The organism is Cellulosimicrobium sp. E-16 (genome assembly GCF_049913115.1).
GTDB lineage: Bacteria > Actinomycetota > Actinomycetes > Actinomycetales > Cellulomonadaceae > Cellulosimicrobium.
The window spans coordinates 3838492-3864860 of record NZ_CP183974.1 but is presented as its reverse complement, the minus strand read 5'-3'; the positions used below and the strand labels follow the sequence as shown (position 1 = coordinate 3864860).

General features: G+C 74.3%; 23 protein-coding genes and 1 rRNA gene. 14 read left to right on the top strand and 10 right to left on the bottom strand.

The window, feature by feature from the left end:
- Positions 1 to 26 precede the first annotated feature (26 nt).
- Positions 27 to 1154 carry an AAA family ATPase gene (locus tag ACN9MS_RS16940; protein WP_426309593.1) on the bottom strand — a complete coding sequence of 376 codons (1128 nt, stop codon included), beginning with the start codon at positions 1152 to 1154 and terminating at the stop codon, positions 27 to 29.
- Positions 1151 to 1792 (bottom strand): nicotinamide riboside transporter PnuC, encoded by a 642-nt coding sequence (pnuC, locus tag ACN9MS_RS16935; RefSeq protein WP_426309592.1) that lies wholly within the window; start codon positions 1790 to 1792, stop codon positions 1151 to 1153. The genes ACN9MS_RS16940 and pnuC overlap by 4 nt, the downstream gene beginning before the upstream one ends.
- Before the next feature lie 152 nt (positions 1793 to 1944).
- Between pnuC and ACN9MS_RS16930 the strand changes: the two genes are divergently transcribed.
- Positions 1945 to 2388 (top strand): OsmC family peroxiredoxin, encoded by a 444-nt coding sequence (locus ACN9MS_RS16930; protein WP_064316525.1) that lies wholly within the window; start codon positions 1945 to 1947, stop codon positions 2386 to 2388.
- Between the two features lie 97 nt (positions 2389 to 2485).
- Here the strand turns inward: ACN9MS_RS16930 and ACN9MS_RS16925 are convergent, their stop codons facing one another.
- Together ACN9MS_RS16925 and ACN9MS_RS16920 are read right to left on the bottom strand one after the other, a co-directional pair.
- Complete coding sequence (locus ACN9MS_RS16925) at positions 2486 to 3529, bottom strand: NAD-dependent epimerase/dehydratase family protein (RefSeq protein ID WP_378234669.1); 1044 nt, start codon at positions 3527 to 3529, stop codon at positions 2486 to 2488.
- Positions 3530 to 3591: 62 nt separating this feature from the next.
- A complete protein-coding gene (locus ACN9MS_RS16920; protein WP_426309591.1) occupies positions 3592 to 4302 on the bottom strand; it encodes a TetR/AcrR family transcriptional regulator in 711 nt (236 codons plus the stop codon).
- A 115-nt stretch (positions 4303 to 4417) separates the two neighbouring features.
- On the opposite strand from ACN9MS_RS16920, the gene ACN9MS_RS16915 reads away from it, so the two are divergent.
- From ACN9MS_RS16915 to ACN9MS_RS16905, 3 genes are all read left to right on the top strand, one after another.
- Entirely contained in the window at positions 4418 to 5251 is an 834-nt protein-coding gene (locus ACN9MS_RS16915) for a hypothetical protein (protein ID WP_426309590.1), read from the top strand.
- Positions 5248 to 7362, top strand: coding sequence for a YhgE/Pip family protein (locus tag ACN9MS_RS16910; protein ID WP_426309589.1), 2115 nt, complete (start codon positions 5248 to 5250; stop codon positions 7360 to 7362). The genes ACN9MS_RS16915 and ACN9MS_RS16910 overlap by 4 nt, the downstream gene beginning before the upstream one ends.
- 339 nt (positions 7363 to 7701) lie before the next feature.
- Positions 7702 to 10620: an FAD-binding and (Fe-S)-binding domain-containing protein gene (locus ACN9MS_RS16905; RefSeq protein ID WP_426311921.1), complete on the top strand. Its 2919-nt coding sequence runs from the start codon at positions 7702 to 7704 to the stop codon at positions 10618 to 10620.
- Between the two features lie 49 nt (positions 10621 to 10669).
- Here ACN9MS_RS16905 and ACN9MS_RS16900 read toward each other — a convergent pair whose 3' ends face one another.
- Positions 10670 to 11167 (bottom strand): DUF6174 domain-containing protein, encoded by a 498-nt coding sequence (locus ACN9MS_RS16900; protein ID WP_426309588.1) that lies wholly within the window; start codon positions 11165 to 11167, stop codon positions 10670 to 10672.
- Positions 11168 to 11230: 63 nt separating this feature from the next.
- Between ACN9MS_RS16900 and ACN9MS_RS16895 the strand changes: the two genes are divergently transcribed.
- Positions 11231 to 11674: a hypothetical protein gene (locus tag ACN9MS_RS16895; RefSeq protein WP_426309587.1), complete on the top strand. Its 444-nt coding sequence runs from the start codon at positions 11231 to 11233 to the stop codon at positions 11672 to 11674.
- On the opposite strand, the gene ACN9MS_RS16890 is transcribed toward ACN9MS_RS16895, so the two are convergent.
- Positions 11655 to 13259, bottom strand: a complete 1605-nt coding sequence (locus tag ACN9MS_RS16890; RefSeq protein WP_426309586.1) for a PLP-dependent aminotransferase family protein — start codon at positions 13257 to 13259, stop codon at positions 11655 to 11657. The two genes, ACN9MS_RS16895 and ACN9MS_RS16890, sit on opposite strands and share 20 nt — an antisense overlap.
- Positions 13260 to 13369: 110 nt before the next feature.
- Here ACN9MS_RS16890 and ACN9MS_RS16885 point away from each other — a divergent pair, with 110 nt between their 5' ends.
- The 4 genes from ACN9MS_RS16885 to ACN9MS_RS16870 all read left to right on the top strand — a co-directional run bounded on the left by ACN9MS_RS16885 (position 13370) and on the right by ACN9MS_RS16870 (position 16359).
- Positions 13370 to 14353, top strand: coding sequence for an aldo/keto reductase (locus ACN9MS_RS16885; RefSeq protein WP_426309585.1), 984 nt, complete (start codon positions 13370 to 13372; stop codon positions 14351 to 14353).
- Positions 14354 to 14415: 62 nt separating this feature from the next.
- Positions 14416 to 14946: a GNAT family N-acetyltransferase gene (locus tag ACN9MS_RS16880; protein WP_426309584.1), complete on the top strand. Its 531-nt coding sequence runs from the start codon at positions 14416 to 14418 to the stop codon at positions 14944 to 14946.
- Positions 14947 to 14986: 40 nt separating this feature from the next.
- Positions 14987 to 15604 carry a nitroreductase family protein gene (locus tag ACN9MS_RS16875; protein WP_426309583.1) on the top strand — a complete coding sequence of 206 codons (618 nt, stop codon included), beginning with the start codon at positions 14987 to 14989 and terminating at the stop codon, positions 15602 to 15604.
- Positions 15601 to 16359: a hypothetical protein gene (locus tag ACN9MS_RS16870; RefSeq protein ID WP_426309582.1), complete on the top strand. Its 759-nt coding sequence runs from the start codon at positions 15601 to 15603 to the stop codon at positions 16357 to 16359. The genes ACN9MS_RS16875 and ACN9MS_RS16870 overlap by 4 nt, the downstream gene beginning before the upstream one ends.
- Positions 16360 to 16377: 18 nt before the next feature.
- On the opposite strand, the gene cofC is transcribed toward ACN9MS_RS16870, so the two are convergent.
- Complete coding sequence (cofC, locus tag ACN9MS_RS16865; RefSeq protein WP_426309581.1) at positions 16378 to 17166, bottom strand: 2-phospho-L-lactate guanylyltransferase; 789 nt, start codon at positions 17164 to 17166, stop codon at positions 16378 to 16380.
- Positions 17159 to 18112 (bottom strand): 2-phospho-L-lactate transferase, encoded by a 954-nt coding sequence (gene cofD, locus ACN9MS_RS16860; RefSeq protein ID WP_426309580.1) that lies wholly within the window; start codon positions 18110 to 18112, stop codon positions 17159 to 17161. The genes cofC and cofD overlap by 8 nt, the downstream gene beginning before the upstream one ends.
- Before the next feature lie 113 nt (positions 18113 to 18225).
- Here cofD and ACN9MS_RS16855 point away from each other — a divergent pair, with 113 nt between their 5' ends.
- The 3 genes from ACN9MS_RS16855 to ACN9MS_RS16845 all read left to right on the top strand — a co-directional run bounded on the left by ACN9MS_RS16855 (position 18226) and on the right by ACN9MS_RS16845 (position 20936).
- Positions 18226 to 18546, top strand: a complete 321-nt coding sequence (locus tag ACN9MS_RS16855; RefSeq protein ID WP_064316860.1) for an MTH1187 family thiamine-binding protein — start codon at positions 18226 to 18228, stop codon at positions 18544 to 18546.
- 115 nt (positions 18547 to 18661) lie between these two features.
- Positions 18662 to 20125 (top strand): hypothetical protein, encoded by a 1464-nt coding sequence (locus tag ACN9MS_RS16850; RefSeq protein WP_426309579.1) that lies wholly within the window; start codon positions 18662 to 18664, stop codon positions 20123 to 20125.
- A 172-nt stretch (positions 20126 to 20297) separates the two neighbouring features.
- Positions 20298 to 20936 (top strand): aspartate/glutamate racemase family protein, encoded by a 639-nt coding sequence (locus ACN9MS_RS16845; protein ID WP_426309578.1) that lies wholly within the window; start codon positions 20298 to 20300, stop codon positions 20934 to 20936.
- A 13-nt stretch (positions 20937 to 20949) separates the two neighbouring features.
- Here ACN9MS_RS16845 and ACN9MS_RS16840 read toward each other — a convergent pair whose 3' ends face one another.
- Entirely contained in the window at positions 20950 to 21804 is an 855-nt protein-coding gene (locus ACN9MS_RS16840; RefSeq protein ID WP_426309577.1) for an ABC transporter permease, read from the bottom strand.
- Positions 21801 to 22883: an ATP-binding cassette domain-containing protein gene (locus tag ACN9MS_RS16835; RefSeq protein ID WP_426309576.1), complete on the bottom strand. Its 1083-nt coding sequence runs from the start codon at positions 22881 to 22883 to the stop codon at positions 21801 to 21803. The genes ACN9MS_RS16840 and ACN9MS_RS16835 overlap by 4 nt, the downstream gene beginning before the upstream one ends.
- Positions 22884 to 22977: 94 nt before the next feature.
- On the opposite strand from ACN9MS_RS16835, the gene ACN9MS_RS16830 reads away from it, so the two are divergent.
- Positions 22978 to 24072, top strand: coding sequence for a helix-turn-helix transcriptional regulator (locus ACN9MS_RS16830; RefSeq protein ID WP_426309575.1), 1095 nt, complete (start codon positions 22978 to 22980; stop codon positions 24070 to 24072).
- A 535-nt stretch (positions 24073 to 24607) separates the two neighbouring features.
- Positions 24608 to 26129, top strand: a 16S ribosomal RNA gene (locus tag ACN9MS_RS16825).
- The last annotated feature ends 240 nt before the right edge of the window (positions 26130 to 26369 follow it).

Genomic DNA, 26369 nt, shown 5'->3' with positions numbered 1-26369 from the left:
GGGGCTCGCCGGGGCGCGTCCGGGGATCAGAAGGCGTCGGTGCCGGCCTGGGGGAGCGGGTCGGCGACGTGGCGCGGGGTGGCCAGCAGCGGCGCGACGGCGGCCAGCGCCTGGGCGAGCCGGCTCGCCCGGTCGCCGCGCACCTCGAACCAGGGGACGCCGGGGTGCCCACCGTCCGGTGTCGGGAGCTCGGCGGGTCCGAGGTGCTGCACGACGTCGGTCGGGTCGTCGAGGCGCGGTCCGGTCCCGGCGAGGACCTCGCGGAACCGGTCCTGCATCGCGTGGCGCACGTGCTCGCCGTCGCGCAGGCCGTCCTGGACGAACGGGATCTCGTCGCCGGTGAGGACGTAGAGGTCGGGGCGGCGGGTCGCGGCGAGCGCCTCGACGGTCGGGGAGCGGTGGCCCACGTAGCGCTCGTGCCACAGGGTCGTGGCGAGCACGTCCGTGTCGCACACGAGGAGCGGGACGGGGGACGTCGCGGCGGCGGCGTCCTCACGGCGGGCCTGCTCGCGCGCGACGAGGTCGAACTCGGCGGTGTGCCACGGCGCGGCGAGGCCGCCGGGCCGGACCTCCGACCACTCGCGCCCGAACTCGAGCACGGGGTCGAGCCCGAGGTGGGCGGCGAGGTCGGTCGCGAGGGTCGTCGAGCCCGTGGACTCGGCGCCGAGCACGACGACGCGCCGCACGTACCAGGACCGGACCGCGGCGGGCAGCGCCCACCAGTGCTCCGCGGGGTCGGCCCGCACGGCCGACCCGGACACGGGCAGGTGGCGGCGGTCGGGGTCCACCTGGACCCACGTCGCGTCGAACCGCCGGGCGAGCTCGACGCCGTACCGGTCCGACGTGAGCACCGCGTCGACCGGCGGGTCGTCCGGGTCGAGGAGCGAGCGCATCACCTTCACGTGCTCGTCCCACGCGTGCGGGTCGGCGTAGTCGACGGGCGCGTCGTCGAGCCCGTGCACGACGCGCGCGCCGGGCACCTCGGCCCGCAGCCACGCGGCGCGCAGCGCGGCGGGGATCGACTCCCTCGTCGAGGCGAGCACCTGGACGGTGACGCGCTCGCAGCGCGCGAGCGCGGTGCGGACGAGGTGCACGTGGCCGGCGTGCGGCGGGTAGAACTTGCCGATCACGAGGCCGTGGGCGAGCCGCGTCACCGGGCCGGCTCCGCGTCGTCGGGAACGAGGGCCGGGCCGACGGCTCCCGGCCCGGCGGTGCTCACGGCCTGCTCGGCGCCCGAGTCGCGCCGGGCCGCCGACCACTCGCGCAGACCCTGGACGCACAGCGCGACGAACCCGACGTAGAGCGCGGCGGTGAGCCACAGGCCCTGGCTCGCGTAGAGCCCGACGAGCACGACGTCCGTCGCGATCCACACCCACCAGTTGCCGATCCACTTGCGCCCGAGCATCGTCTGCGCGAGCAGGCTCGACGACGTCGTGAGGGCGTCCCAGAACGGCACCGCGGAGTCGGTCCAGGTGGTGAGGACGGCGACGAGCGCCGCCGTGGTCCCCGCGGCGGCGACCAGCCCGACCACCCACGCCGCGCGGGGCGTGCGGTGCACGACGAGGCGGCCCCGGTCGGTGCCGCCCCGGAGCCACCAGTACCAGCCGAGCGCGCCGAGCACGAGGTAGACGACCTGCAGCCCGGCGTTCGCGTACAGCCCCGCGCCGGTGAACACCACGAGGAACACGACGTTGTTGGCCAGCCCGACGGGGAACGTCCACACGTTCTGCCGCACGGCGAGCCACACGCACGCGGCGCCCGTGACGAACCCCAGGATCTCCTCGACGCTCACGGGCGCTCACTCTACGGGCGCTCCGCGGGGCTCCCGCGGGTGGTGTCGGCATGTGACGTGCGCCGCGCTCGGGGGCAGGCGGGCCCGCGGGGCGTTACGGTCGGGACGAGCCCGGTCCCTCCCGGGCACCCCGACGTCGAAGGAGATCTCGCATGCCCACGCGTATCGCTCGTACCGCCTGGAACGGTGGACTGCAGGACGGTCAGGGCCAGGTCGAGCTGTCGAGCTCGAAGGTCGGCACGTACGACGTCTCGTTCCCGCGCCGCGCCGCAGACGACGCGGGCGGCGTCACGAGCCCCGAGGAGCTCATCGCCGCCGCGCACTCGTCCTGCTACGCCATGCAGTTCTCGGCGGTGCTCGCCGAGGCCGGCGCGACGCCCGTCTCGCTCGAGGTGACCGCCGAGGTCACGCTCGCGCCGGACCCCGCCGGCGGCTTCCAGATCCCGACGATCGCGCTCACGGTCCGGGGCGAGGTCGAGGGCATCGACGAGGCCGGGTTCCAGCAGGCGGCCGAGACGGCGAAGGCGACGTGCCCCGTGTCGAAGGCGCTCGCGAGCGTCCCGACGATCACGCTGGACGCCGCGCTCGAGAGCTGACGCACGGGTACCACCTCGCCGAGCACGACCTGAGGGTCGCTGTCCCCGGACGGCGGCCCTCAGTCGTGCCCGGCACGGGTCGAGGCGCGGATGGGGGTCAGCGGGGGAGGAGCGGCGGGGTCGAGGTCCCCGCGCCGTCGCGGATCCCGTCGACGAGCTCGGCGAGCGTGTCCTTCGCGCCGTGGGCCGGGTGCCACCGCAGGAGCTCCCCGGCGAGGCTCGTGTCCAGCACCGGCGCGCGCATCGCCATGTCGAGCCAGCCCTCGCCGACCGGCACGAGGCGGGCGCGCCAGGCGGCGGCGACGGCCGTCCGCGCCGTCCCGTAGGGGACGGTGCGCAGCGAGCCGTCCGCGACGACGTCCGCCACGTCCTGCGGCGTGAGCACCGTGGGGTGGGCGACGTTGAACGGCCCCGGGTGCCGGCCGACCACGATGCGCGCGTACGCCTCGGCGACGTCCTCGGCGTGCACCACCTGGAGCCGCAGGCCGTCGGGCAGCGGGACGGTGGGCAGGGGCGCCCGGCGGAGCACCCGCGTGCCGAACGGGCCGAGGAAGTACCGCGTGATCTCGGAGGCGGCGTCGCGCTGGAACACCAGGGCCGAGCGGACGCGCGAGACGACGATCCCGCTGTGGCGGTCGACCTCGTCGAGGAGCGACTCCACGGCCGCCTTGTCCTCGGAGTACGACGAGCCGGGCACGCCCTCGACGGGCCAGCCCTCGTTGACCGGGGTGTCGCGCGCGTCGCCCGCGTACGGGGCGGGCGAGTACGCGCCGACCGACGACGCGACGACGAGGTGCGCGACCCCGGCCCGCTGCGCGGCCTCGACCACTCGCCGTGTCCCCTCGACGTTGACCCGGCGCAGGCGCTTGCGGTCGTGGCTCGGCTGGATCGCCCACGCGAGGTGCACGACGACGTCCGCCCCGGCGAGCGCGGCGTCGAGCCGCTCGTCCGCGTCGGCCGCGGCGACGTCCGCGTACCGCCACGTCGCCGCGTCGTGCGGGGCCCGCACGGTGCTCGAGCCGTCGGCGCGCGGCACGCGTCGAGCGACGGCCACGAGGGACGTCACGACGGGTTCGGCCGCGAGCCGGCGCAGCACCGCCGTGCCGACGTTCCCGCTCGCCCCGACGACCACCACGCGCATGCGCTGCCTCCCGACCTCGTCCGCGCCCCCTGTGCACGAGTTCGGCGGGCGCTCTCCTGACGCTAGCCCGCCGCGCCCGAGTTCGCCCGGGCGATGGCGAGGACGGCGCCGCGCGCGGGCTCGGGGAGCTCGGGCACGAGGACGACGGTGCTCGCGAGGACGAGCCGCTCGATCTCCGCGCGCGACAGGTCGCTTCCCCCGAGCCACGCGGCGGTGACGTTCTCGACGAGCGCGACCCAGCCCGCCGCGATGAGCCGCAGGCGCGGCGAGGCCAGGGGCGAGCCGGCCGTCGTCGCGGCGACCGTCGAGGTCAGGCGGGCGACGAGACCCTCGCGGACGCGCGCGAGCGCGTCCTGCGTCGCGTCGTCCTCGCCGAGCGCGCCCCGCCAGAGGTCCTGCCAGACGAGGCGCCGGGACTCGACCGCGTCGAGGAACGACGCGACGGCGAGCGCCGGGCGCTCCACGAGGGGACGATCGTCCGGTGCGACGGTCGCCGCCTCGAGCCCCGCCACGGCCTCGAGCGCGACGGCCCGGCGCAGCCCGGCGGTGGACCCGAAGTAGTGGAAGACGAGCGCCTTGGACGCCCCGGCGCGTGCGGCGACGGCCGCGGGCGTGAGCGAGTCCAGGCCGTGCTCGTCGGCTTGCTGCGCGGCGGCGTCGAGCAGCTCGCGGCGGCGGTCGGCGGGCTCGCGACGGCGCCGGGAGCCGTGCGGCTGGCCCGTCGCCTCGGCGGGGGGCGGGGGATCGACGGAGGGGGCGGGCGTGCGGGGCATGACATCCGTTGTACGCCGTTGTTGACCACGAGTCAACAAGAGGCGTAGCGTTGTTGACCGTGAGTCAACGGCGTCCTCGGTGAGGACCGGGGACCCACGAGAGGGAAGAGCCGGGATGCAGATCACGCTGACGGACGTCCGCGTCGACGGACGGCGCGAGCCGATGCTCGAGCCGATGGACCTCGCCTGGTCCACGGGCGAGTGCGTGCTCGTCGCGGGCGAGCCCGGGCACGGGCACACCGCGCTCGCGCTCGTCGCGACCGGACGGTTCGACCCGTCCGCGGGCGAGGTCCGGCTGCTGCCGGCGAGCACGCCGTCGCGCCGCGCCGGGCGCACGTCCCGCGGCGCCGCCGCGACCCTGCGGGACGTGACCGCCGTCGTCGACGTCCCCGGCATCAGCGAGCCCGACGACGCGCTCACCGTCTCCGACGTCGTCGCCGAGGGCCTCGCGCTCGCCGGGCGACGGTCGCTGCCCTCCGACGTGACGCGCTGGCTCGCCGACCACTCGCTCACCGCCGACCGCGCCCGGCGCCTCGACCAGGTCCCCGGGGTCGTGCGCACCGCCCTGCTCGCGGCGCTCGCGGCAGAGGGCCCCGACGTCCGCTTCCTCGTGCTCACCCTCCCGGACCGCCACGGGGGCGAGCCGTCGGGCTGGTGGGAGGTCGCGCAGTCTCTCGCCGGCGCGGGCTACGGCGTCCTCGTGCAGTGCACGCGCGCGTCGGCCCGCGACCTCGGCGTCGACCTGCCCCCGGCCCGTGGCGCCTCGATCCACGAGCCGCCCGTCGTCGTGCTCCGCACCCGCCCCACCCCGCCGCCCGACCCGGACCCGGTCGAGGCACCCGCTGCTGCCGAACCCGGGGCCGCTCCCCAGGCGGGCGACGACCTGAGGAACGATCCCGGGTTCGACAAGTGGGCCGACGCCCAGGACGACCCCGAGGAGGGCCGATGACCGCGATCCGCCTCGGGCTGTCCGAGCTGCGCCGCCTCGCCGCCGGCACGCTGCCGCGCCTCGCCATCCTGGCGATGGCGCTCATCCCCACCCTCTACGCCGGGTTGTACCTGTTCGCGAACCACGACCCGTACGACAAGCTCGACCAGATCCCGGCCGCGCTCGTGGTGCTCGACGAGGGCACCACGACCACGGACGCCTCGGCCCCAGGGGGGACGGGCACGACGACGGAGCGCCACTTCGGCCGCGACGTCGCCGACCAGCTCCTCGACGACGGCGGGTTCGGCTGGGTCGAGACGAGCCAGGTCGACGCCGAGTACGGCGTGCGGTCCGGGCGGTACGACGCCGCGCTCGTCATCGGCCCGACGTTCTCCGCCGACCTCGCGTCCGCGGGCGAGTTCGAGCCCCAGCAGGCGAGCCTCACGCTCATCACCAACGACGCGAACAACTACCTCGCGCGCACCATCGCGGACCAGATCGTCGGCACGGTGCGCGACTCGATCGCCGAGCAGGTCGGCACCGAGGCCGCGGACACGTTCCTGCGCGGCTTCGCCTCCATCCACACCAACCTCGCCGACGCCGTCGACGGTGCGGACCAGCTCCTCGACGGGGCCACGCAGCTCCGCGACGGCCTCGTGACCGCCGACGACGGCGCGCACACGCTCGCCACCGGCGCGGGCCAGGCCGCCGACGGCGCCGAGCGCCTCGACGCGAGCACCGGGACGCTCGCGGACGCCGTCGGGCAGCTCGACGACGGTGCCGAGTCCCTGGCCTCCGGGCTCGGGACGCTCCGCGGCGCGACGTCGTCGCTGCCCGACCAGACGCAGCAGCTCGCCGACGGCGCGGCGCAGGTCGCAGACGGGAACGCGCAGGTCGCGCAGTACGGGCAGCAGGCCGCCGACGCGGCGGGCCAGGTGCTCCCGGCGCTCGACGCGATCCGCGGCGACGTCGACGCGCAGCTCGACCAGCTCGTCGCCGACGGCGTCCTCGACCAGGCGACGGCCGACCAGGTGCGGTCGCAGGTCGCGCCCGTGCTCGACCAGCAGCGCGAGCAGGTCCAGGGCGCCGTCGACCAGGTGACCGCGGCCTCCAGGAAGCTCGACCAGCTCGCCGACGGCTCGCGCCAGGTGTCCGACGGCGCGGCCCGCCTCGCGGCCGCGACGCCCCAGCTCACTGCCGGGATTGCCACGGCCGCCGACGGCGCGGACCGCCTCGCCGACGGCACCGGGCAGCTCGCCGCCGCGACCCCGCAGCTCGTGGACGGCGTCTCGCAGCTCGCCGACGGCACGCGCCAGGTGTCCGACGGGGCCACCTCGCTCGCAGACGGCACGTCGCAGCTGCGCGACGGCTCGGGCGAGCTCGTCGACGGCGTCACGCAGCTCCGCGACGGGCTCGCCGACGGCCTCGGCCAGGTGCCGGACCTCGACGAGCAGACGCGTCAGGACACGGCCGAGACCATCGGCAACCCGGTGTCCGTGCAGAACGAGGCGCTGTCGTCCGCGGGCACCTACGGCGGCGGGCTCGCGCCGTTCTTCCTGTCGCTCGCGACCTGGATCGGCGCCTACGTGCTCTTCCTGCTCGTGCGCCCGCTGTCCTCGCGCGCCCTCGCCGCCGGGCGGTCCGGCCTGGCCACCGCCCTGGGCGGGTGGCTCACCCCGGCCGCGATCGGCGTCGTGCAGGTTGCCGCGATGTTCACGGTGACCAAGTTCGCGCTCGACATCGACCCCGTGCACGGCGTGGGGACCGCGTTGTTCCTCGTGCTGGTCTCCGCGACGTTCGTCGCGATCCTCCAGGCGCTCAACGTCTGGCTCGGCGCCGCCGGGCAGTTCCTCGGGCTCGTGCTCATGCTCGTCCAGCTCGTCACCGCGGGCGGCACGTTCCCGTGGCAGACCATCCCGCAGCCGCTGCGCTCGATGCACCAGTTCCTGCCTATGACCTACGCCGTCGAGGGCCTGCGCCAGCTCCTCTACGGGGGCAACATGGCCACGGTGACGCGCGACGTCACGGTGCTCGTCGTCGTCCTGGCCGGAGCCCTCGCTCTGACGACCCTCGCGGCCCGCAAGCAGCGCGTCTGGACCATCAAGAAGCTCCAACCGGAGCTCGTCCTCTGACCGCTCGACTCGCGAGAGGACCGGCCGACCATGCGGTTGCGGCTCGTCCGGAGCCTCTGACGGGCCACAACCGCATGGTCGGCGGGCGACAACGGCATGATCGAGCGCCGATCGGGGGTCAGGGGGCGGACCGTCCGGAGGGTCCGGGGGCGAGGGTGCGACAATCGCGACGTGTCCGCTGAGATCGACGCCACCCCGACCCCCGCCCCGCAGCACGACGGGAACGGTTCGCGGCGGTCCGGCTCCCGTGCGACGACGTCGCCGGAGGCGGAGCGCGCGGCCGCTCTCCGCGAGGCCGAACGTGCGGCCGACGTCGCGCGCACGGCGCTCGCCGAGGCGCTGCGGACGGTCGTGCGCGGCGCGGTCGACTCCTCGACGCGGCGCAGGGCCGAGTACTCGACGGACGCGTCGAACTACCGCGTCGTGCCCGAGGCCGTGGTGTACCCCCAGGACGCGGACGACGTCGTCGCGGCGCTCGACGTGCTGCGCGAGCTCGAGGTCCCGGTCACGGCGCGCGGCGCGGGCACGTCGGTGGCGGGCAACTCGATCGGCCCGGGCGTGGTGCTCGACTTCACGCGGCACGTGAACCGCGTGCTCGACGTGGACCCGGAGGCGCGCACGGCGCGCATCGAGCCGGGCGTCGTCATGTCGGCGCTCCAGCAGGAGGCGGCTCCGCACGGCCTGCGGTTCGGGCCGGACCCGTCCACGCAGAACCGCGCCACGCTCGGCGGCATGATCGGCAACAACGCGTGCGGTCCGCACGCGGTCGCCTACGGGCGCACGGTCGACAACGTCATCGAGCTCGACGTCGTCGACGGCCGCGGCCGCCGCTTCACCGCGGGCAAGGGCGACCCGACGTTCGCCGACGTCCCGGGTCTCGCAGAGCTCGTCCGCGAGAACCTCGCGCTGATCCGCACGGAGTTCGGGCGCTTCGGGCGCCAGGTGTCGGGGTACTCGCTCGAGCACCTGCTGCCGGAGAACGGGTCGGACCTCGCGAAGGCGCTCGTCGGCACCGAGGGCACGCTCGTGACGATCCTCGAGTCCACGGTCCGCCTGGTCCCGGTGCCGTCCAAGCCGACGCTCGTCGTGCTGGGCTACCCGGACATGCCCTCGGCGGCCGACGACGTCCCGACCTTCCTGAACCTCAGCCCGCTCGCGGTCGAGGGCCTCGACGCGCGGTTGGTCGACGTCGTGCGCCGCGCCAAGGGCGCGCAGTCCGTCCCGCCGCTGCCGCCCGGCGCGGGCTGGCTCATGGTCGAGGTCGGGGGCGCGACGCCCGAGGAGGCGATGGCGAACGCGGAGGCGATCGTCGCGGCGTCGGGCAGCGAGGCCACGATGATCCTGCCCGCAGGGCCCGACGCGACCAAGATGTGGCAGATCCGGGCCGACGGCGCGGGGCTCGCCGGGCGCACGCCCGCGGGCGAGCAGGCGTGGCCGGGCTGGGAGGACTCCGCCGTCCCGCCGGAGAAGCTCGGCGACTACCTGCGCGACCTCGACGCGCTCATGGCGCGCTACGGCGCCGACGGCCTGCCGTACGGGCACTTCGGCGACGGCTGCGTGCACCTGCGCATCGACATCCCGCTCGAGGCGTCGGGGTCGGTGCTGCGCACGTTCATGCTGGAGGCGGCCGAGCTCGTCGCGAAGTACGGCGGCTCGCTCTCGGGCGAGCACGGCGACGGCCGCGCACGCTCGGAGCTGCTGCCGGTCATGTACAGCCCCGAGGCGATCGCGCTCATGGAGCGGTTCAAGGCGCTGTTCGACCCGCAGGACGTCATGAACCCTGGCGTCGTGGTGCGCCCGAGCGCGGTCGACGACGACCTGCGCCGCCCGCACGCGCACCCGCTGCTGTCGAAGGTCGGCGCGCCGGGCACGCCCGGGACGAGCACGGCCGCGCCCGCGAAGGTCACCACGATCTCGCGCCGCGCCGGCTACCAGGGCTTCTCGTTCGCGCACGACCACGGCGACATGACGCAGGCCGTGCACCGCTGCGTCGGCGTCGGCAAGTGCCGCGCCGACAACAGCGCGGCGGGGGGGTTCATGTGCCCGTCGTACCAGGCGACCAAGGACGAGAAGGACGTCACGCGCGCCCGCGCTCGCGTGCTCCAGGAGGCCGTGAACGGCACCCTCGTGGGTGGCCTCGCGGCACCGGAGGTGCGCGAGTCCCTCGACCTGTGCCTGTCGTGCAAGGCGTGCTCGAGCGACTGCCCCGCGGGCGTCGACATGGCGCAGTACAAGTCCGAGGTCCTCTACCGTACGTACCGCGGCAAGCTGCGACCGGTCGACCACTACTCGCTCGGCTGGCTCCCGGTCTGGGCGCGGCTCGCGACGGGGATGCCCCGCCTGGCCAACAAGCTGCTCGGGTTCCGGCCGCTCGCGAAGACGGTCCTGTGGGCGGGCGGCATGGACACGCGCCGCTCGATGACGACGTTCGCCGAGGTGCCCTTCCGCACGTGGTGGAAGCGCGGCGGCGCGACCCAGGGCGTGCCCGGCCTGCGCATCGGCGAGCGGCCCGGCCACCCCGTGCGCGACGAGCGCCCCAAGGTCGTGCTGTGGACGGACTCGTTCAGCGACAACATGTCGCCGGGCGTGCCGCAGGCGGCCGTCAAGGTGCTCACCGCGGCCGGGTACGACGTCGTCGTGCCCGACGAGCAGGCGTGCTGCGGCCTCACGTGGATCAGCACGGGCCAGCTCGACGGCGCGCGCAAGCGCCTGGAGAACCTGCTGTCCGTGCTCGGCCCGTACGCCGTGAACGGCATCCCGATCATGGGGCTCGAGCCCTCGTGCACCGCGGTGCTGCGCTCCGACCTCGTGGACCTCTTCCCCGACGACCCGCGCGCCCAGGCGGTCTCCGCCGCGACGCGCACGCTCGCCGAGCTCCTCACGTCCGTGGACACCGCGCCCGGGCGCGAGTCCGGGTGGCGCGTGCCGGACCTGTCGGACGTGACCGCCGTCGTGCAGCCGCACTGCCACCAGCACTCGGTGATGGGCTTCGCCGCCGACGAGCGGCTGCTGCGCGACGCGGGCGCGACGATCAAGGTCCTCGCCGGCTGCTGCGGGCTCGCGGGCAACTTCGGCATGCAGAAGGGCCACTACGAGACGTCGGTCGCGGTCGCGGAGAACGCTCTGCTGCCCGCGCTGCGCGACGCCGCCCCGGGCGACGTGTACCTCGCGGACGGGTTCTCGTGCCGCACGCAGGCCGACGACCTCGCCGGCGTGCAGGGCAAGGCCCTCGTCGAGCTGCTCGCCGAGCGGCTCTGACCGTCGGCCGTGCCGCCCGACGGCGAGCGGTCGCCCGGGTGGGCGGCCGTCAGCCGCGCGCGGGGTGCACGTCCGTGATCGTGTAGCACTCCTCGTCGTCGATCGCGCGCGGCATCGGGTCGAGCGTGAGCGACGTCGGGTACCCGAGAACGTCGTCGAACGCCACGTCGGTGACGTCGTCGTGCCGCTCGTCGACGAGGTCGAGGAACCCGTCGATCGTGCGGCCCCCGCTCTCGACGTAGGACTCGGGGGTCATCTCCAGGTGCGCGAGGCTCGCGGCGACCGCGACGACCTCGCCGCCGGCGACCTCGACGTCGAAGTCCCCGACGAGGTTCCGCTCGCCGCACGACGACGTGAGCGTGAACGCGTAGTCGTCGTACCCCGCCGCGGCCCACCGGTCCCGCGCGTCCGACAGCCCGGCGACCGGCCACGACACGCCCGCGGGTGCGCACGCGCCCGCTCCGGACGAGACGGCGAGCAACCCGCCCAGGGCGAGCGCCACCGTCGTCCCGGACGGGCGGGGGTTGCGACGCGATGTCGTCTCCATGCCCTGCTCGTGTGCCGACCCGGCCCCGTCTTGCTCGTGCCTGCCCCGTGGCACGATCGGCTCGTGATGCTCCCCGAGGAAGGCGATGACGCCGGCCACGCAGCCCCGCACGACCGAGAGACCGTCGAGGGCCTCGCGCGCCGCTATCTGAGCTGGCTCCTGCTGACCGAGGGCACGCGTGCCGAGCGTCTGCGGGCGGAGGCGGAAGTCGGAGTCTCGGAAGAGGTACGGAGCCGCGTGGAGCACGACGCTGATCCGTTGCCGCTGCTCGACGCGCTCGTCGCGCAGGCCGTCGCACGCGGGGACGAGCGCCTCGTTACGCGGCTCGGGGCGGGGCCGGTCGAGGAGGCGATCGTCGGTCGGCCCGACCTTGCCGGTCGCATCGCCGCACGGTGCCGGGCGGAGCCTGCCTGGAGCGAGGTCGTGCGGGGTGCGTGGGTGGACGAGCACCGAGCGCGCGACCTCCCGGCGCCGCTCTCCGCGCTCGTCACCGTGCTGAAGGGCTGACGCCGGTCCTGCGGGCGCTGCGGACCGCGTCGGCGAGGCGCGCGACGGCCTCGTCGACGCGGGCGTCGGCGAGGTTGCCGTACCCGAGCACGAGGGTCGTCGACCGGTCGGCGGGGCGGACCTGGTAGCGGCGCAGGTCGACGACGGTCACCTCGCGCCGCGCGGCCTCGCGCACGACGTGCGCGGCGTCGGGAGCGGGGTCGTCCGGTGCGCTCGGCAGGGAGAGCAGCGCATGCATGCCCGCCGCGATGCCGCTCACCGCGGCGTCCGGCAGCTCGCGGGCGAGGGCGTCGAGCACGGCGTCGCGACGGCGGCGGTACCGGCCGCGCGCGGCGCGCAGGTGCCGGTCGTACCCGCCCGAGGCGACGAACCGCGCGAAGGTGAGCTGGTCGACCGTGGAGGGGGCGGCCGCCGCGCCGTGCGTCGGGGAGGCGGCGCGCATCACCGACTCGCGCCAGCGCGCGGGCACGACCATCCACCCGACGCCGAACGCCGGGCTCATCGTCTTGCTCACCGACCCCAGCAGGACCACGCGCTCGGGGTCGAGCTGCTGGAGCGCGGCGACGGGCCGGCGGTCGTACCGGAACTCGGCGTCGTAGTCGTCCTCGACCACGAGGCCGTCGACGGCTCGCGCCCACCCGAGGACCGCCTCGCGCCGCTCGGGCGCCAGCGCGGAGCCGGTGGGGAACTGGTGCGCGGGCGTGAGCAACGCCGCACGTGCGCCGGTCCGCCCCGACGCCGCGACGAGCGCCTCGATGTCCGCGCCCGCGTCGTCCACGGGGACGGGGACGGGGGTGAGGCCGACGCGACCGGCGACGTCGCGCAGCACCGACCAGCTCGGGTCCTCGACGAGCAGGTGCGTGTGGCCCGCCTCGACGAGCGCCGCGGCGACGCGCGCGATCCCGTCGGTCGCGCCGCGCGTGAGCACGACGGCGTCGTCCGCCGCGGCGGCGACCCGCGCCCGGCGCAGGTGGTCGGCGACGACGGCCCGCGCGTGCGGGTGCCCGGCCGGGGAGGGCTGGCCGAGGTCGTCGTTCGACGCCGTGCCGCCTGACGTGCCGAGCGCCTCGCGCGCGGCGCGGAGCCACGCATCGCGGGGGACGTGCCGGAGGTCCGGGACACCGGGCGCGAGGTCGAACCGGGCCCGCGCGGCGGTGCGCGACCGCCCGGAGCCCATGTCGGCGGGCGCGGGTCTACCGCCCGCCGCTCGTTCCTCGTGGTTCTCGCCGGACCCGCCACGACCCGTGCCCACCCTCGCTCCCCCCGGGGTCGTCGGTCGGGCCGCGGCGGAGACACGGGTCGCGGAGCCGGTGCGCGCCTCGAGGAAGCCCTCGGCGACGAGCTGGCCGTACGCCTCCGTGACGACCCATCGCGACACCCCGAGCGCCTCGGCGAGCTGGCGGCTCGGCGGGAGCGCCGCCCCGATCGGGACGCGTCCGGTGTGCACGGCGTCGCGGACCGCGCGCTCGAGCCGCTCGACGCGCGACCTCGGCCCTGCGCCCAGGTCGAGGAGGGCCTCCCAGGCGAGCTCCGCCGTCGTGCCCGGACGTGCGGCCGAGGGCGAATTGGTCTGGTTGACGGCCATGGAATCGGACCGTACACCCATGCCGATCCGTCCGTAGCGTGGAGCACGTCATCAGGACCACGGGTCCACCACGGACCACTCGGGTCCACCACGAACCTCGGGAGACCACCATGCGGTACCGCACCATCGGCGACGGGCGCACCTCCTTCGACGTGTCGACCCTGTGCCTCGGCACGATGAACATGGGCACGCTCGTCGACGAGGACACGTCGTTCGCGATCCTCGACCGCTACCTCGAGGCGGGCGGCACGTTCCTCGACACGGCGAACAACTACAGCTTCTGGGCCGGCGGCCACGGCCGTGACAGCGAGGACCTGCTCGGCCGCTGGCTCGCGAGCCGCGGCGTGCGCGACGAGGTCCGCATCGCGACGAAGCTCGGCGCGGCGAAGAAGGACCCCGCCCTGCCGCTGCAGAACGTCGAGCCCACGAACTTCCAGGGCCTGGGCGCCGACGTCGTCGCGTACGAGGCGCACGAGAGCCTGCGCCACCTCGGCATCGACCACGTGGACGTGCTCTACGGGCACGTCGACGACCACGACACGGCGATCGCCGAGACCGTCGGCGCGTTCGGCAAGCTCCAGGCCGAGGGCGTCGTCGGGATCACGGGCATCTCGAACGTCGCGCTGTGGCGCGTCGTCGAGGCGCGCGAGGAGGCGCTGCGCCAGGGCATCGCGCCCTACGGGCTCGTCCAGCAGAACTACACCTACGCCTACCCGACGCCGGAGGTCGGCCGGCGCAACTGGGCGTCGTACGAGCTGCTGGACTACGCGGCGTCCACCGGAGTCGACGGGCGCCCGCCGCTCGCCGTCACCGCCTACTCACCGATCCTCCAGGGCGCGTACGTGCGCCGCGACAAGCCCCTGTGGGACGGGTTCGACCACCCGACCACGCGCGAGCGCATCCGGCTCCTGCACGAGGTCGCGGGCGAGCTCGGCGCGACGCCCAACCAGGTCGTGCTCGCGTGGCTCCTCGGCGGCGAGCACCCGGTGGTCCCGATCATCGGGCCGAGCACGATCGAGCAGCTCGACGAGCTCCTGGGTGCGGCCGACCTCGAGCTCGACCCGGAGCTGCGCGCGCGCCTCGACGCGGCCTGAGCGCTCGCGTGTCCCGCCCGGTCCGGTGCCTCGGCGCCGGGCCGGGCTGCCACGATGGACCGGTGCCCACCACGACCGTCGCACGCGCCCGGCCGGACGACTGGCGCGACCTCCGGGACGTCCGTCTGCGGGCGCTCGCGGACGCCCCGTCCGCGTTCGGCTCGACGCTCGCGCGCGAGGTCGCCTTCCCCGACGACGTGTGGCGCGAGCGCGCGGCGCAGGGTCGCACGCTCCTCGCGCGGACCGTGCCCGACGACGACGGCCGGGTCGGGGGTGCCGGTGCGGCCGGCGTGGTGGTCGGCGTCGCCACGGTCGTCCCGTCGCCCGACGACCCGACCGCGGCCGAGCTCGTCTCCGTGTGGGTCGACCCGGGCGCGCGGGGCACCGGCGTCGCGGCGGCGCTCCTGCGGTCCGCCGACGCGCTCGCCACCGAGCTCGGGGCGTGGACGCTCGCGCTGTGGGTCACCACGACGAACATCCGCGCGCGCCGGCTCTACGAGCGCGCGGGATTCGCGCCGACCGGCGAGACCAAGCCCCTCCCGAGCGACCCGCGCCTCGCCGAGCTGCGGATGGTGCGGCGCATCCACCGGTAGTGTGCGGGGACCTGCTGCCGGACCGTGCCGAGGGGGCCACGTGGAGTTCCAGGACGTCGTCCGACGCCGACGCATGGTGCGCCGGTTCACCGACGAGCCGGTCGCGCCGGACGCGGTCGACCGCCTCGTGCGCAACGCGGTCCGCGCCCCGAGCGCGGGGTTCGCGCAGGGGTGGTCGTTCCTCGTGCTCACCGAGCCCGACGACGTCGCGCGCTTCTGGTCCGCGAGCTCGCCCGAGCAGCCTGAGCGGAGCATGGGCGCGTGGCTCGCCGGGATGCGCTCCGCGCCCGTACTCGTCGTGGTCCTCACGTCGAAGGACGTCTACCTCGACCGGTACGCCGAGGACGACAAGGGCTGGGCCGACCGCGACGAGAACCGCTGGGCCGTGCCGTACTGGCACGTCGACGCCGGGATGGCGGCGCTGCTCATGCTCCAGACCGCCGTCGACGAGGGGCTCGGCGCGTGCTTCTTCGGCGTCGCGCCCGGCGAGGTCGCGCGGCTGCGCGCGGCGTTCGGCATCCCCGACGCGTACGCGCCGACCGGGGTCGTCGCCGTCGGGCACCCCGCGGACCGGGCGACCACGGGATCGCCGCGCCGTCGCGCGCGCAAGCCGCTCGACGACGTCGTGCACCGCGGCCGCTGGAGAGGCCGGCCGTGACGCGGACGAGCCTGCGCGCCGGTGCGCTCGTCGCCGGCCTCGTCGTCGTCCTCGGTGCCGGTGCCTGCACGGGGAGCCCGACGCCCGAGGGGCGCGCGAGCGGGCCCTCCGCGACGCGGACGGGGGAGGCGCCCGGTGGGGGACCGAGCGACGACCCGACCACCACGGGGGACCCGGACGGCGCGCCGGGAGCCCCGGACGGCCCGGGCGAGCCGACGGCGGGCCACTCCGCCGGGCCGGGTGAACCGTCGGAGTCCGCACCCGAGATCACGAGCCTCGGCGCCGCGCCGGGCACGGCACCGCTCGTCGCGCGTGGCGGTTGGCAGGTCGTCGGAGCGAGCGGTGGGTGCGTCCTGTCGGCCCGGGGGACGGGCGACCCGCAGACACCGACGACGGGCGCGCGCGACGCCTCCGCCGCCCTGCTCGCGGAGACGGTCGCCGCGGACGGCGGCGACCCGGACGACGCGACGCGCGACGTGCTGCTGCCGGTCGGCTCCGACGGCGTGGCCGTCCAGGGCGTCAACGCCGTCGCGCAGGACTGGACGGTCGCGACCCCGCGGGGACCGGTGCAGGTGCGTGGTGCCGCACGCGTCGTCGCCGTACCCGACTTCGACGGCAGCACGACCACTCAGTCCGTCGTGCTCGCGCTGGACTGCCCCGCGCCGTTCGACGAGGGCGCGTGGCAGCGCCTCCTCGCCGACGTGCGCGTCGGCCTCGTCGCGCCCGTCGAGGTCCTCGGCACCTGGCCGTCATAGGCAGGCCCCCGGAACGGCTCAGGCGTCGTGGTCCCGCAGGGCCGGGACGTGCAGCCCGACGGCGGCGCGCGCGTCCGCGGGCAGCTCGCCCCAGTCCTCCACGGTGTCGAGGTCGACCGCGGTGCCCGGCCGCCGCACGACGACGGCCCGCAGCCCGAGGCGCTCGGCCTCCGCGACGTGGGCCGCACGGCTATCCGGCCCGAACCGGAACCGGAACCCCGCGGAAGCCGGGGGTTCGAGGGCGAGCAGGTTCGTGCCCGCGCCCCGGCGGTCCGTCGCGACGACGACCGGGGCGTCCTCGGCGAGCAGCGCCGCCACGTCGGCGGTCGTGAGCGCGGGGAGGTCGGCGTGCACCACGAGGAGCCGCACCGGGCCCTGGGTCGCCGCGTCCTCCGACGCGATCTCCCGGCCGAGGTCGACCGCCGCGTCCAGGCCCGGCCGGTCCGCGGGCTGGAGCACGATGCGCAGCCGGTCCGCGTCGGCGGTCAGCAGGGGGAGGTCGTCGGGCCCTGCGTGCGCCGCGTCGGCGGACTCGTCCACCACGACGTCCCGCAGCGCTCGCCACGTGAATCGCGGGTCCGACGTCACCACGACCACGCGCTCGACGCCGTCGCTCGCGAGCAGCGTCCCCACGACGTGCCGCGCGAGCACGGCGACCAGCCTGCTGCGCGACGCGGGGTCGAGGACGTGCGCGAGCCGCGACTTCCCCGACGACCCGTCGCGCAACGGCACGACGGCGACCACGCGCGCCGGGCGGCCCGGCGCGCCCGGGCGAGCGCCGCCGTCGGGCAGCACGAGGTCACCCACGAGCGACCCCCGCCGACGTGAGGAGCGTGCGCGCGAGGCGCTCGCGGCCCGCGGCGCCGCCCATGACGGTGTCCGTGACGACGACGTCCATCCCCAGCGCCCGCACGTCGTCGGCGAGGCGGGCGTCGTGGTCGTCGATCACCATGACGTCGACGAGCCCGACGTACAGGCGCGCGACGCCGAGCGCGGAGACCTCGTGCCCGAGGGTCGTGAGGATCTGCGCCGCAGGCCCCTTGATCGCGCGACCGCCGACGATCGGGCTCACCGCGACGCGCCGTGCCGTCGTCCCCGCGAGCGCGTCCCGCACGCCCGCGACGCCCAGCACCGGCTCCACCGAGAGGAACGGGTTCGACGGCGCGACCACGACCACGTCGGCGCCGGTCACCGCGTCGAGCACGCCGGGCGCCGGGCGGGCCGCCTCGATGCCGTCGTAGACGAGGCCCAGCACGTCGTCCGCGTGCCGTCGCCCCACGAAGTACTCCTGGAACCCGAGGCGGCCCGCGGGTGTGTCGACGAGGGTCGCGACGCGGTCGTCGCTCACGGGCAGCACGCGCGCCCGGACGCCCAGCGCGGTCGTGAGCTCCGCGGTCACGGCGGTCAGGGACGACCCCGCGCGAAGCCGGGCCGTCCGCACGACGTGCGTCGCGAGGTCGCGGTCGCCGAGCGTGAACCACGTGTCCTCGCCGAGCCGGCCCATCGCCTCCAGCGCCGCGTACGACTCGCCGACCACGCCCCAGCCGCGCTCCTCGTCCGCGAGCCCGGCGAGCGTGTACGTCACCGTGTCGAGGTCGGGCGAGATCCACAGCCCGTGCAGCTCGACGTCGTCCGCGACGTTGACGACGACCGTGAGGTCGGCCCCGGCGAGATCGAGGCCGTGCGCGAGGCGGGCCCCGCCGACCCCGCCCGCGAGCACGGTCACGCGGTCGGTGCGGTGTTCTGCTGTCACGACGACGAGCCTACGTCGGGGCGGGGGAGTCCCGGCGGCCCTCGCCGGGACCTCGTGCGGGCCCGTCCGGTCCCGCCGCGGTTCGGGCGCCGCACCCGTGCCACCATGGGCCCATGGCCGTCTTCGCCTTCTCCGTCGCCCCGCTCGGTGCCGGCGAGTCCGTCGCGGACTCCGTCGCCGAGGCCGTCCGCATCGTCCGCGAGTCGGGCCTGCCCAACCGCACCACCGCGATGTTCACCGAGATCGAGGGCGACTGGGACACCGTCATGCCGGTGATCCAGCGCGCCACCGAGGCCGTCGGCGCGGGCGGGCACCGGGTCTCGCTCGTCATCAAGGCGGACATCCGCCCCGGCCGCACGGGTGAGCTCACGGGGAAGGTCGAGCGGGTCGAGGAGCGTCTCGCGGCCGAGTCGGAGGAGACCGGGCACGCCTGACCTGCGGGTCGGGGCGGGGACGGTTCGACCGGTTCGCGGGACTTGACCGGCGACGTAGGCTATGGCGCAAACGCCCCCGCCCAGGTCGCGTTCCGCTGCCGCAGGAGATCTCCCGATGCCCCTCTTCGAGGTGGACGCCGAGCGTCCCGTACTGGTCCAGCCGCCCCAGCCGGCAGGAGCCTTCGGGACCGACGCGCAGCGCGTCGTGGACGGCAACATCGAGGGGCTGCTGGGCGAGCAGATCTTCCCCGTCGCGCAGGGCACGTCCGACGACGAGCCCCACCTCCTCGCGCTCGACGCGGCCGGTCTCCCCGTCGTCATCGAGGTCACCGCCGAGCTCACGGAGGAGGCCCTCACCGCGGCGCTCAACCATGCCGGCCGAGCCGGGCGCCTGACGCGCGCCGAGCTCGCCGCCCGCTACACCGGCGGCGCCTCGCGGTTCCAGCAGGACGTCGCCGCGTTCTACGACAACGTCCCCCTCACGCGTTCGCAGGCGACCGCCCGCGCTACCGGCGCCCGCCTCATCGTCATCTGCTCGAGCGCCGCCCCCGGCATCCAGGACGCGCTCGACTTCCTGCGCCAGCCCGGTTCGCCGGTCGCCGTCCTGCGCCTCGGCGTCGTCCAGGGCGCCGACGGCCGCCGCTTCGTCGACGTGTCCCCGCTGGCGATGACGCGCGACAACTCCGCACCACCCGCGGCACCCGAGCCCCGCCGGGGCCGCGCCGTCGCCCCCGGGTCCGACTTCGCGGACGGCGTCGCCGTGGGCCGAGCCCTGACCGGCAAGTTTCCCGTGGTGACGCGGCAGGCCGCGCAGTCCCGGGCCGAGCGCCGTCGTGCCGCCGAGCTCGAGCCGCGCGCCGGCACCGCCATCGCGCCGACCCCGGCGGACGAGACCGGCCCCCTCGCCGCGCTGGCCCCGGTCGCCGTGCCGTCGGCGCCGTCGCACGCCGAGCCTCCCGTCCTGGACTTCGTGCCCCTCGACGACCCGCTCACCGCCCGGACCGTGCCCGAGCCCGCGTCCGCCGGCTGGGCCGACCGTCGGCCCGTCGAGGCCGGCGACGAGCCGTCGACCCCGCGCACGTCGATCCTCACGCGCGAGTCGATCCGCACCCGTGAGTCGATCCGGACGCGCGAGTCGTACCTCACGCACGAGTACGGCGAGCAGCGCAGCCCGTCGCGCGAGCAGCCGTACGACCCGCTGTCCTACCACCCGCCCGTCGACCTCGACCCGGCGCCCACGCGCGCGTCCGCGAGCCGCGACGTCGTCCCCGTGCCGCCCCCGCCCCCCGCGGACGTGCCGCTCGGTCCCGACGACGACCCCGACCTCGTCGCGCTCGCGCGCGCGTTCGGCGCGCCCCGCGAGCTCGTGTGGTCCCGGCCGCGCCGCGGCCAGCGCTTCGAAGCGGTCCTCCAGCCCGACGGCTTCATCGAGCTGTCGGACGGCACGCGGTTCCGCCACCCGGACCTCGCCGCCGTCGCCGTGTCGGGCACGCACACCGCCGACGGCTGGAGCGTCTGGCGCCTCGGCGCCGAGGACGGCCCTACCCTCACCGACGCCTTCCGCGAGCACCACGCCTGAGCCGGTGGTCGGGTCCGCTCGTCGGTTCCCGTCGAATGCCCGCGCGGTCGGGTCCGCGGTGGGGTCGGACCGTGTGGTGGGGTTCGGCGGTCCGGCCCGCGGACCCGAGATGACTGCAGACCTGACCGACCGCGGACCCTGAGCACCTGAACCACGACGAGCGGAGGCGCACGTGATCGGGTTCCTGCACACGGCGGAGCTGCACGTCGCGACGTTCGGTGCGCTGGTGGAGGACGCCGCGCCGGGGGAGGGGCACGCGCACCGCGTCGACTCGCTGCTCCTGGACGACGCGCGTGCGGGCGCGCCGACGGGTGAACGGGTCCGGGCGCACGTCGACGCGCTCGTCGCGGCGGGGGCGTCGGTGGTGGTCTGCACGTGCTCGACGCTCGGGCCGGTCGCGGAGGAGGTCGGCGCGCCCGGGGTGCCCGTGCTGCGTGTCGACCGGCCACTCGCCGAGGCGGCGGTGCGCGACGGCGGCCGGGTCGCCGTCGTCGTCGCGCTCGCCTCGACCCTCGGCCCGACGACGGAGCTCTTGGTCGACGCGGCCGGTCGCGCGGGGAGGGTGGTCGAGCTCGACGCCGTGGTCTGCACGGGCGCGTGGGCGGACTACGAGGCCGGGGACCTGGGCGCGTACCACCGGGGCGTCGCGGACGCGGCGCGGGACGCCGTCGGGCGGCGGGGAGCGGACGTCGTCGTGCTCGCGCAGGCCAGCATGGCGCCGGCGGCCGTGCTCCTGGAGGATCTCCCGGTCCCCGTGCTGACGAGCCCGGGCAGCGCGGTGGCCCGGGCCGTGGAGCTGGCCCGGGCCTGACGCGCGCGGTCGGTCAGTCGGTGGTGCGCACCATGGTGCGGATCCCGACCGCGAGGCCGACGGCGGCCGTCACGGCGGCGGCGACCCACCCCCACGCGACGGCCGAGGCGGTGAGGTCGCCGGCGAACAGGGCACGCTCGGCGTCGACGACGTACCGGAGCGGGTTGACGTCGGACGCGACCTGCATCCAGCGCGGCCCGGTCTCGAGCGGCAGCAGCATGCCGGACAGGATCATGAGCGGGAAGATCAGCGTCTGCTGCACGACCCAGAACATCCAGTCCTGCTTGCGCACCGCGAGCGCGAGCGCGTAGCTGAGGGACCCGATCCCGACACCGAACACGGCGAGCAGCGCGAGCCCGACGACGGCCCCGGCCGGGTGGAGCTCGAACCCGAACGGGAGCATGACGAGCACCACGACGACCGACTGCGCGACGATCGGGACCATCTCCTTGAGCGCGCGGCCCACGAGCAGCGAGGCGCGCGAGAGGGGTGCGACGAGCATGCGCTCGTGCGCGCCGGTCTGGAGCTCGACGAGCAGGTTCGCCCCGGTCGTCGTGGTCCCGAAGAGCGTCGTCATCACGAGGATCGAGGGGACGAACCACTGCCACACGTTGCCGCCCAGGACCTCCTGACCGGTCGTCGTGCCGCCGAGCGACCCGACGAGCAGGGGGCCGAACAGCGCGAGGAAGACGATCGGCTGGACGAGCCCGAACAGCACGGAGAACGGGTCGTGCACGACGGGGCGCAGCTCGCGGACGAGCACGATCCCGGTGTCGCGCGTGAAGGCGGCGAGCCCGCGGCGTGCGCGAGGGCGAGCGGGAGCCGGGTGGGGGGCGACGGTGGTGCGGGCGAGGTCGACGGTGCTCATGCTGCGGTCCTCTCGGTGGGGCGAGTGCCCTCGGCGGGGGTGTCGGTCGGGGTCGCGGCGCCGGCCTCGCGCAGGCTGCGGCCGGTGAGGGCGAGGAAGACGTCGTCGAGCGTGGGCCGGTGCACCTGCGCGGTCTCGACGCCGATGCCGTTCGCGTCGGCGGCGCGCAGCAGGCGGGGCAGGTAGGCGTCGCCGCGCTCGGCGCGCACCTCGAGCGTGGGTGCGGCGTCGTGCCCGCCGGCGGGTGCTCCGTCGGGCGTGCGGGTCGCCTCGCGGAAGCCTTCGACGCGGCGGGCGACCTCGGTGAGCCGCGCGCCGTCCTCGTGCCCGCGGGCGGGGGCCAGCGTGACGACGACGCGGTCCCCGGCAAGGTCGGCCTTGAGGTTCTCCGCGGTGTCGTCGGCGATGACCTGGCCGTGGTCGACGACGACCACGCGCTCGGCCATGGTGTCGGCCTCGTCGAGGTAGTGCGTCGTGAGGACGATCGTCATGGGCTCGCCCGTGGCCGCGAGCGAGTCCTCGCGCATGCGCAGGACGTGGTCCCACAGGTTCGCCCGGTTGTGCGGGTCGAGGCCGGTCGACGGCTCGTCGAGGAACAGCAGCGACGGCGCGTGCACGAGGCCCATCGCGACGTCGAGCCGGCGACGCTGCCCGCCGGAGAGGTCGGACACCTTGCGCGTGCCGTAGGACGCGAGCTCGAGGGAGTCGAGGAGCTCGTCGGCGCGGCGTCGCGCGGCCCGCCGGTCGAGGCCGTGGATCCGGCCCTGGCTCGCGAGCTCGTCGACGGCGCGCTGCGCGTGGCCCGCGCCGTTGCCCTGCCCGACGTAGCCGATGCGGTGCCGGACCGCGTCGGGCTCGGTGACGACGTCGTGCCCAGCGACCGTGGCCGTGCCCGACGTGGGACGGATGAGCGTGGTGAGCATGCGGAGCGTGGTCGTCTTGCCGGCGCCGTTGGGGCCGAGGACGGCGACGAGCTCGCCGGGTGCGACGTCGAGGTCGATGCCGCGCACGGCGTGCACCGTGGCGCTCGCGTCGCGCCCGACGGCGAAGTCCTTGGTCAGTGCTCTGGTGCGGATCACGATGGCTCCTCCTGGGTGTGCTTCGTGCGACGAGACCGACGTTGCCAGGGGTAGAGGACAGGTTCGGTCCTCTACTCCGTGCCACCCTGAGGGCATGCTCGAGACCTCAGGACGACTGCTCCGGCTGCTCTCGCTGCTCCAGGCGCGCCGGGACTGGCCGGGCTCCGCGCTGGCCGAGCGGCTCGACGTGAGCCCCCGCACCGTGCGGCGCGACGTCGACCGCTTGCGCGAGCTCGGCTACCCGGTGCGCGCGACGAAGGGGCCCGACGGCGGGTACCGGCTCGACGCCGGCGCGGACGTGCCGCCCCTCCTGTTCGACGACGAGCAGGCGGTCGCGGTCGCGATCGCGCTGCGCACCGGGACGCTCCCCGGGGTCGAGGACGCCGCGGCGCGCGCGCTCGCGACGATCCGCCAGGTCATGCCCGCCCGGCTCCGCACGCGCATCGACGCGCTGGAGGTGACGGCCGTGCCGGGCCGGAGGGAGCGGGCCCTGCCCGCCGTCAGTGCCGACGTGCTCGTGTCCGTCGGATCGGCCGCCGCCGAGCGCCGCGTGCTGCGGTTCGACTACGACGGGGGGACGGGCGAGGTGCTCCGTGCGCCGGGCCAGGAGCAAGGGGAGGGGTTCCGTGCGCCGCGCCGCGCGGAGCCCCACCACGTCGTCACGTGGGGTGGGCGGTGGTACCTCGTCGCGTGGGACCTCGACCGGGACGACTGGCGGACGTTCCGGATCGACCGGATGGCGCCGCGCGAGGGTGTCGGGGCACGGTTCGAGCGTCGGGCGCTGCCAGCCCCGGACGTGGCGACGTTCGTCGCCGAGAGGTTCACACAGCCCGAGATGCCCGTGCGGGGGACGGTCGAGCTCGAGCTGGACGCCGCAGTCGTGGCCGCGTGGGCGGGTACGGGCGCCCTCGTGGAGGCCGTGGGGGAGGGGCGGTGCCGCCTGACCGCGGGTTCCTGGTCGTGGGGCGGGCTCGCGGCGTGGTTCGGCATCTTCGACGCGCCGTTCACCGTGGTCGGACCGGACGACCTGCGCGCGGCGGTGGCCCGTCTCGCGGCCCGGGCGACGGTGGCTGCCGCGCCCGCTGCGGCAGGCCGACCGCCGCGGCGCGGGGCGCCGGAAGAGGGGCAGCGGGTACAGGGGCAGGACGCCGCGAAGGGGAGTGGTCCGGCTCACGACGGCGCGAGTTGACCTCCTGCCTCCGGACCCCGTAATGTTCTCGAGGTCGCCCGGCAGGGAGGAACAGACACCACGGCACAGCTCCTCGGAGCAGATGCGAAGTGGCTGGTCCCCCGGGTGAAACTCCCACCAGTTTCTCGGAGCACAGTGCTGCGCCGTGCGTCAGGTGAGGGTGTCTGGATCAGGTACATTTCTGAACGGAAATCCGGTTTTCACCGGTCCGGGACGAACGGCCGGGTCTGGTAGGATTCAGAACGAAGGAAACGCCCCGCGCGAGGGCCTCGGGAACGAGGTCGGAGGCGGTGTGTGTCGGTTGTTTGAGAACTCAACAGTGTGCTTGTTAGTCAATGCCAATTTTTTGTCCCTGTGGCATGGCTGATCTTCTCCGCCCGTCGGGTGGGGTGGTTGGTTGTGTCTGGGATTCCTTTGGTTGATTTCGGAAGATGATGTCATCTTTCGTGTTGATGCCAGTTTTGTGAACCCTGTTGGGGTTCGCTTCGTATGGATTGTTCACTGCCGGTGTTGTGCTGGTGGTGGGCGTTGTTCATTTACGGAGAGTTTGATCCTGGCTCAGGACGAACGCTGGCGGCGTGCTTAACACATGCAAGTCGAACGATGATGCCCAGCTTGCTGGGTGGATTAGTGGCGAACGGGTGAGTAACACGTGAGTAACCTGCCCTTGACTTCGGGATAACTCCGGGAAACCGGGGCTAATACCGGATATGAGCCGCCTTCGCATGGGGGTGGTTGGAAAGTTTTTCGGTCAGGGATGGGCTCGCGGCCTATCAGCTTGTTGGTGGGGTGATGGCCTACCAAGGCGACGACGGGTAGCCGGCCTGAGAGGGCGACCGGCCACACTGGGACTGAGACACGGCCCAGACTCCTACGGGAGGCAGCAGTGGGGAATATTGCACAATGGGCGAAAGCCTGATGCAGCGACGCCGCGTGAGGGATGAAGGCCTTCGGGTTGTAAACCTCTTTCAGCAGGGAAGAAGCGCAAGTGACGGTACCTGCAGAAGAAGCGCCGGCTAACTACGTGCCAGCAGCCGCGGTAATACGTAGGGCGCAAGCGTTGTCCGGAATTATTGGGCGTAAAGAGCTCGTAGGCGGTTTGTCGCGTCTGGTGTGAAAACTCGAGGCTCAACCTCGAGCTTGCATCGGGTACGGGCAGACTAGAGTGCGGTAGGGGAGACTGGAATTCCTGGTGTAGCGGTGGAATGCGCAGATATCAGGAGGAACACCGATGGCGAAGGCAGGTCTCTGGGCCGCAACTGACGCTGAGGAGCGAAAGCATGGGGAGCGAACAGGATTAGATACCCTGGTAGTCCATGCCGTAAACGTTGGGCACTAGGTGTGGGGCTCATTCCACGAGTTCCGTGCCGCAGCAAACGCATTAAGTGCCCCGCCTGGGGAGTACGGCCGCAAGGCTAAAACTCAAAGGAATTGACGGGGGCCCGCACAAGCGGCGGAGCATGCGGATTAATTCGATGCAACGCGAAGAACCTTACCAAGGCTTGACATGCACGGGAAGCCACCAGAGATGGTGGTCTCTTTGGACACTCGTGCACAGGTGGTGCATGGTTGTCGTCAGCTCGTGTCGTGAGATGTTGGGTTAAGTCCCGCAACGAGCGCAACCCTCGTCCCATGTTGCCAGCGGGTTATGCCGGGGACTCATGGGAGACTGCCGGGGTCAACTCGGAGGAAGGTGGGGATGACGTCAAATCATCATGCCCCTTATGTCTTGGGCTTCACGCATGCTACAATGGCCGGTACAAAGGGCTGCGATACCGTAAGGTGGAGCGAATCCCAAAAAGCCGGTCTCAGTTCGGATTGGGGTCTGCAACTCGACCCCATGAAGTCGGAGTCGCTAGTAATCGCAGATCAGCAACGCTGCGGTGAATACGTTCCCGGGCCTTGTACACACCGCCCGTCAAGTCACGAAAGTCGGTAACACCCGAAGCCCATGGCCCAACCGTTCGCGGGGGGAGTGGTCGAAGGTGGGACTGGCGATTGGGACTAAGTCGTAACAAGGTAGCCGTACCGGAAGGTGCGGCTGGATCACCTCCTTTCTAAGGAGCTACCAACGCTCGCCTCGCCGGCTTTGCTGGTGGGTGGGTCGTTCAGGTGCCACGCCATCGCCGTACGTGTGGTGGGTGGTTGCTCATGGGTGGAACATTGACGAAAGAGTCTTCTGGTCTTGCTGGTGTCAGTACCTGCCGGCCTGCCTGGTCCTTCGGGGTCGGGTGGGTGGTGGTGGAACATCACGGGTGAGGGTGGGGGGCTTGTCGAGCACACTGTTGGGTCCTCAG

What these genes read in the sequence shown, in the direction of transcription:
- ACN9MS_RS16930 (WP_064316525.1), top strand. Translation starts at nt 1,945, where the DNA reads ATGCCCACGCGTATCGCTCGTACCGCCTGGAACGGTGGACTGCAGGAC.
- ACN9MS_RS16925 (WP_378234669.1), bottom strand. Translation starts at nt 3,529, where the DNA reads ATGCGCGTGGTGGTCGTCGGGGCGAGCGGGAACGTCGGCACGGCGGTG.
- ACN9MS_RS16920 (WP_426309591.1), bottom strand. Translation starts at nt 4,302, where the DNA reads ATGCCCCGCACGCCCGCCCCCTCCGTCGATCCCCCGCCCCCCGCCGAG.
- ACN9MS_RS16915 (WP_426309590.1), top strand. Translation starts at nt 4,418, where the DNA reads ATGCAGATCACGCTGACGGACGTCCGCGTCGACGGACGGCGCGAGCCG.
- ACN9MS_RS16910 (WP_426309589.1), top strand. Translation starts at nt 5,248, where the DNA reads ATGACCGCGATCCGCCTCGGGCTGTCCGAGCTGCGCCGCCTCGCCGCC.
- ACN9MS_RS16900 (WP_426309588.1), bottom strand. Translation starts at nt 11,167, where the DNA reads ATGGAGACGACATCGCGTCGCAACCCCCGCCCGTCCGGGACGACGGTG.
- ACN9MS_RS16890 (WP_426309586.1), bottom strand. Translation starts at nt 13,259, where the DNA reads ATGGCCGTCAACCAGACCAATTCGCCCTCGGCCGCACGTCCGGGCACG.
- ACN9MS_RS16885 (WP_426309585.1), top strand. Translation starts at nt 13,370, where the DNA reads ATGCGGTACCGCACCATCGGCGACGGGCGCACCTCCTTCGACGTGTCG.
- ACN9MS_RS16855 (WP_064316860.1), top strand. Translation starts at nt 18,226, where the DNA reads ATGGCCGTCTTCGCCTTCTCCGTCGCCCCGCTCGGTGCCGGCGAGTCC.
- ACN9MS_RS16850 (WP_426309579.1), top strand. Translation starts at nt 18,662, where the DNA reads ATGCCCCTCTTCGAGGTGGACGCCGAGCGTCCCGTACTGGTCCAGCCG.
- ACN9MS_RS16840 (WP_426309577.1), bottom strand. Translation starts at nt 21,804, where the DNA reads ATGAGCACCGTCGACCTCGCCCGCACCACCGTCGCCCCCCACCCGGCT.
- ACN9MS_RS16830 (WP_426309575.1), top strand. Translation starts at nt 22,978, where the DNA reads ATGCTCGAGACCTCAGGACGACTGCTCCGGCTGCTCTCGCTGCTCCAG.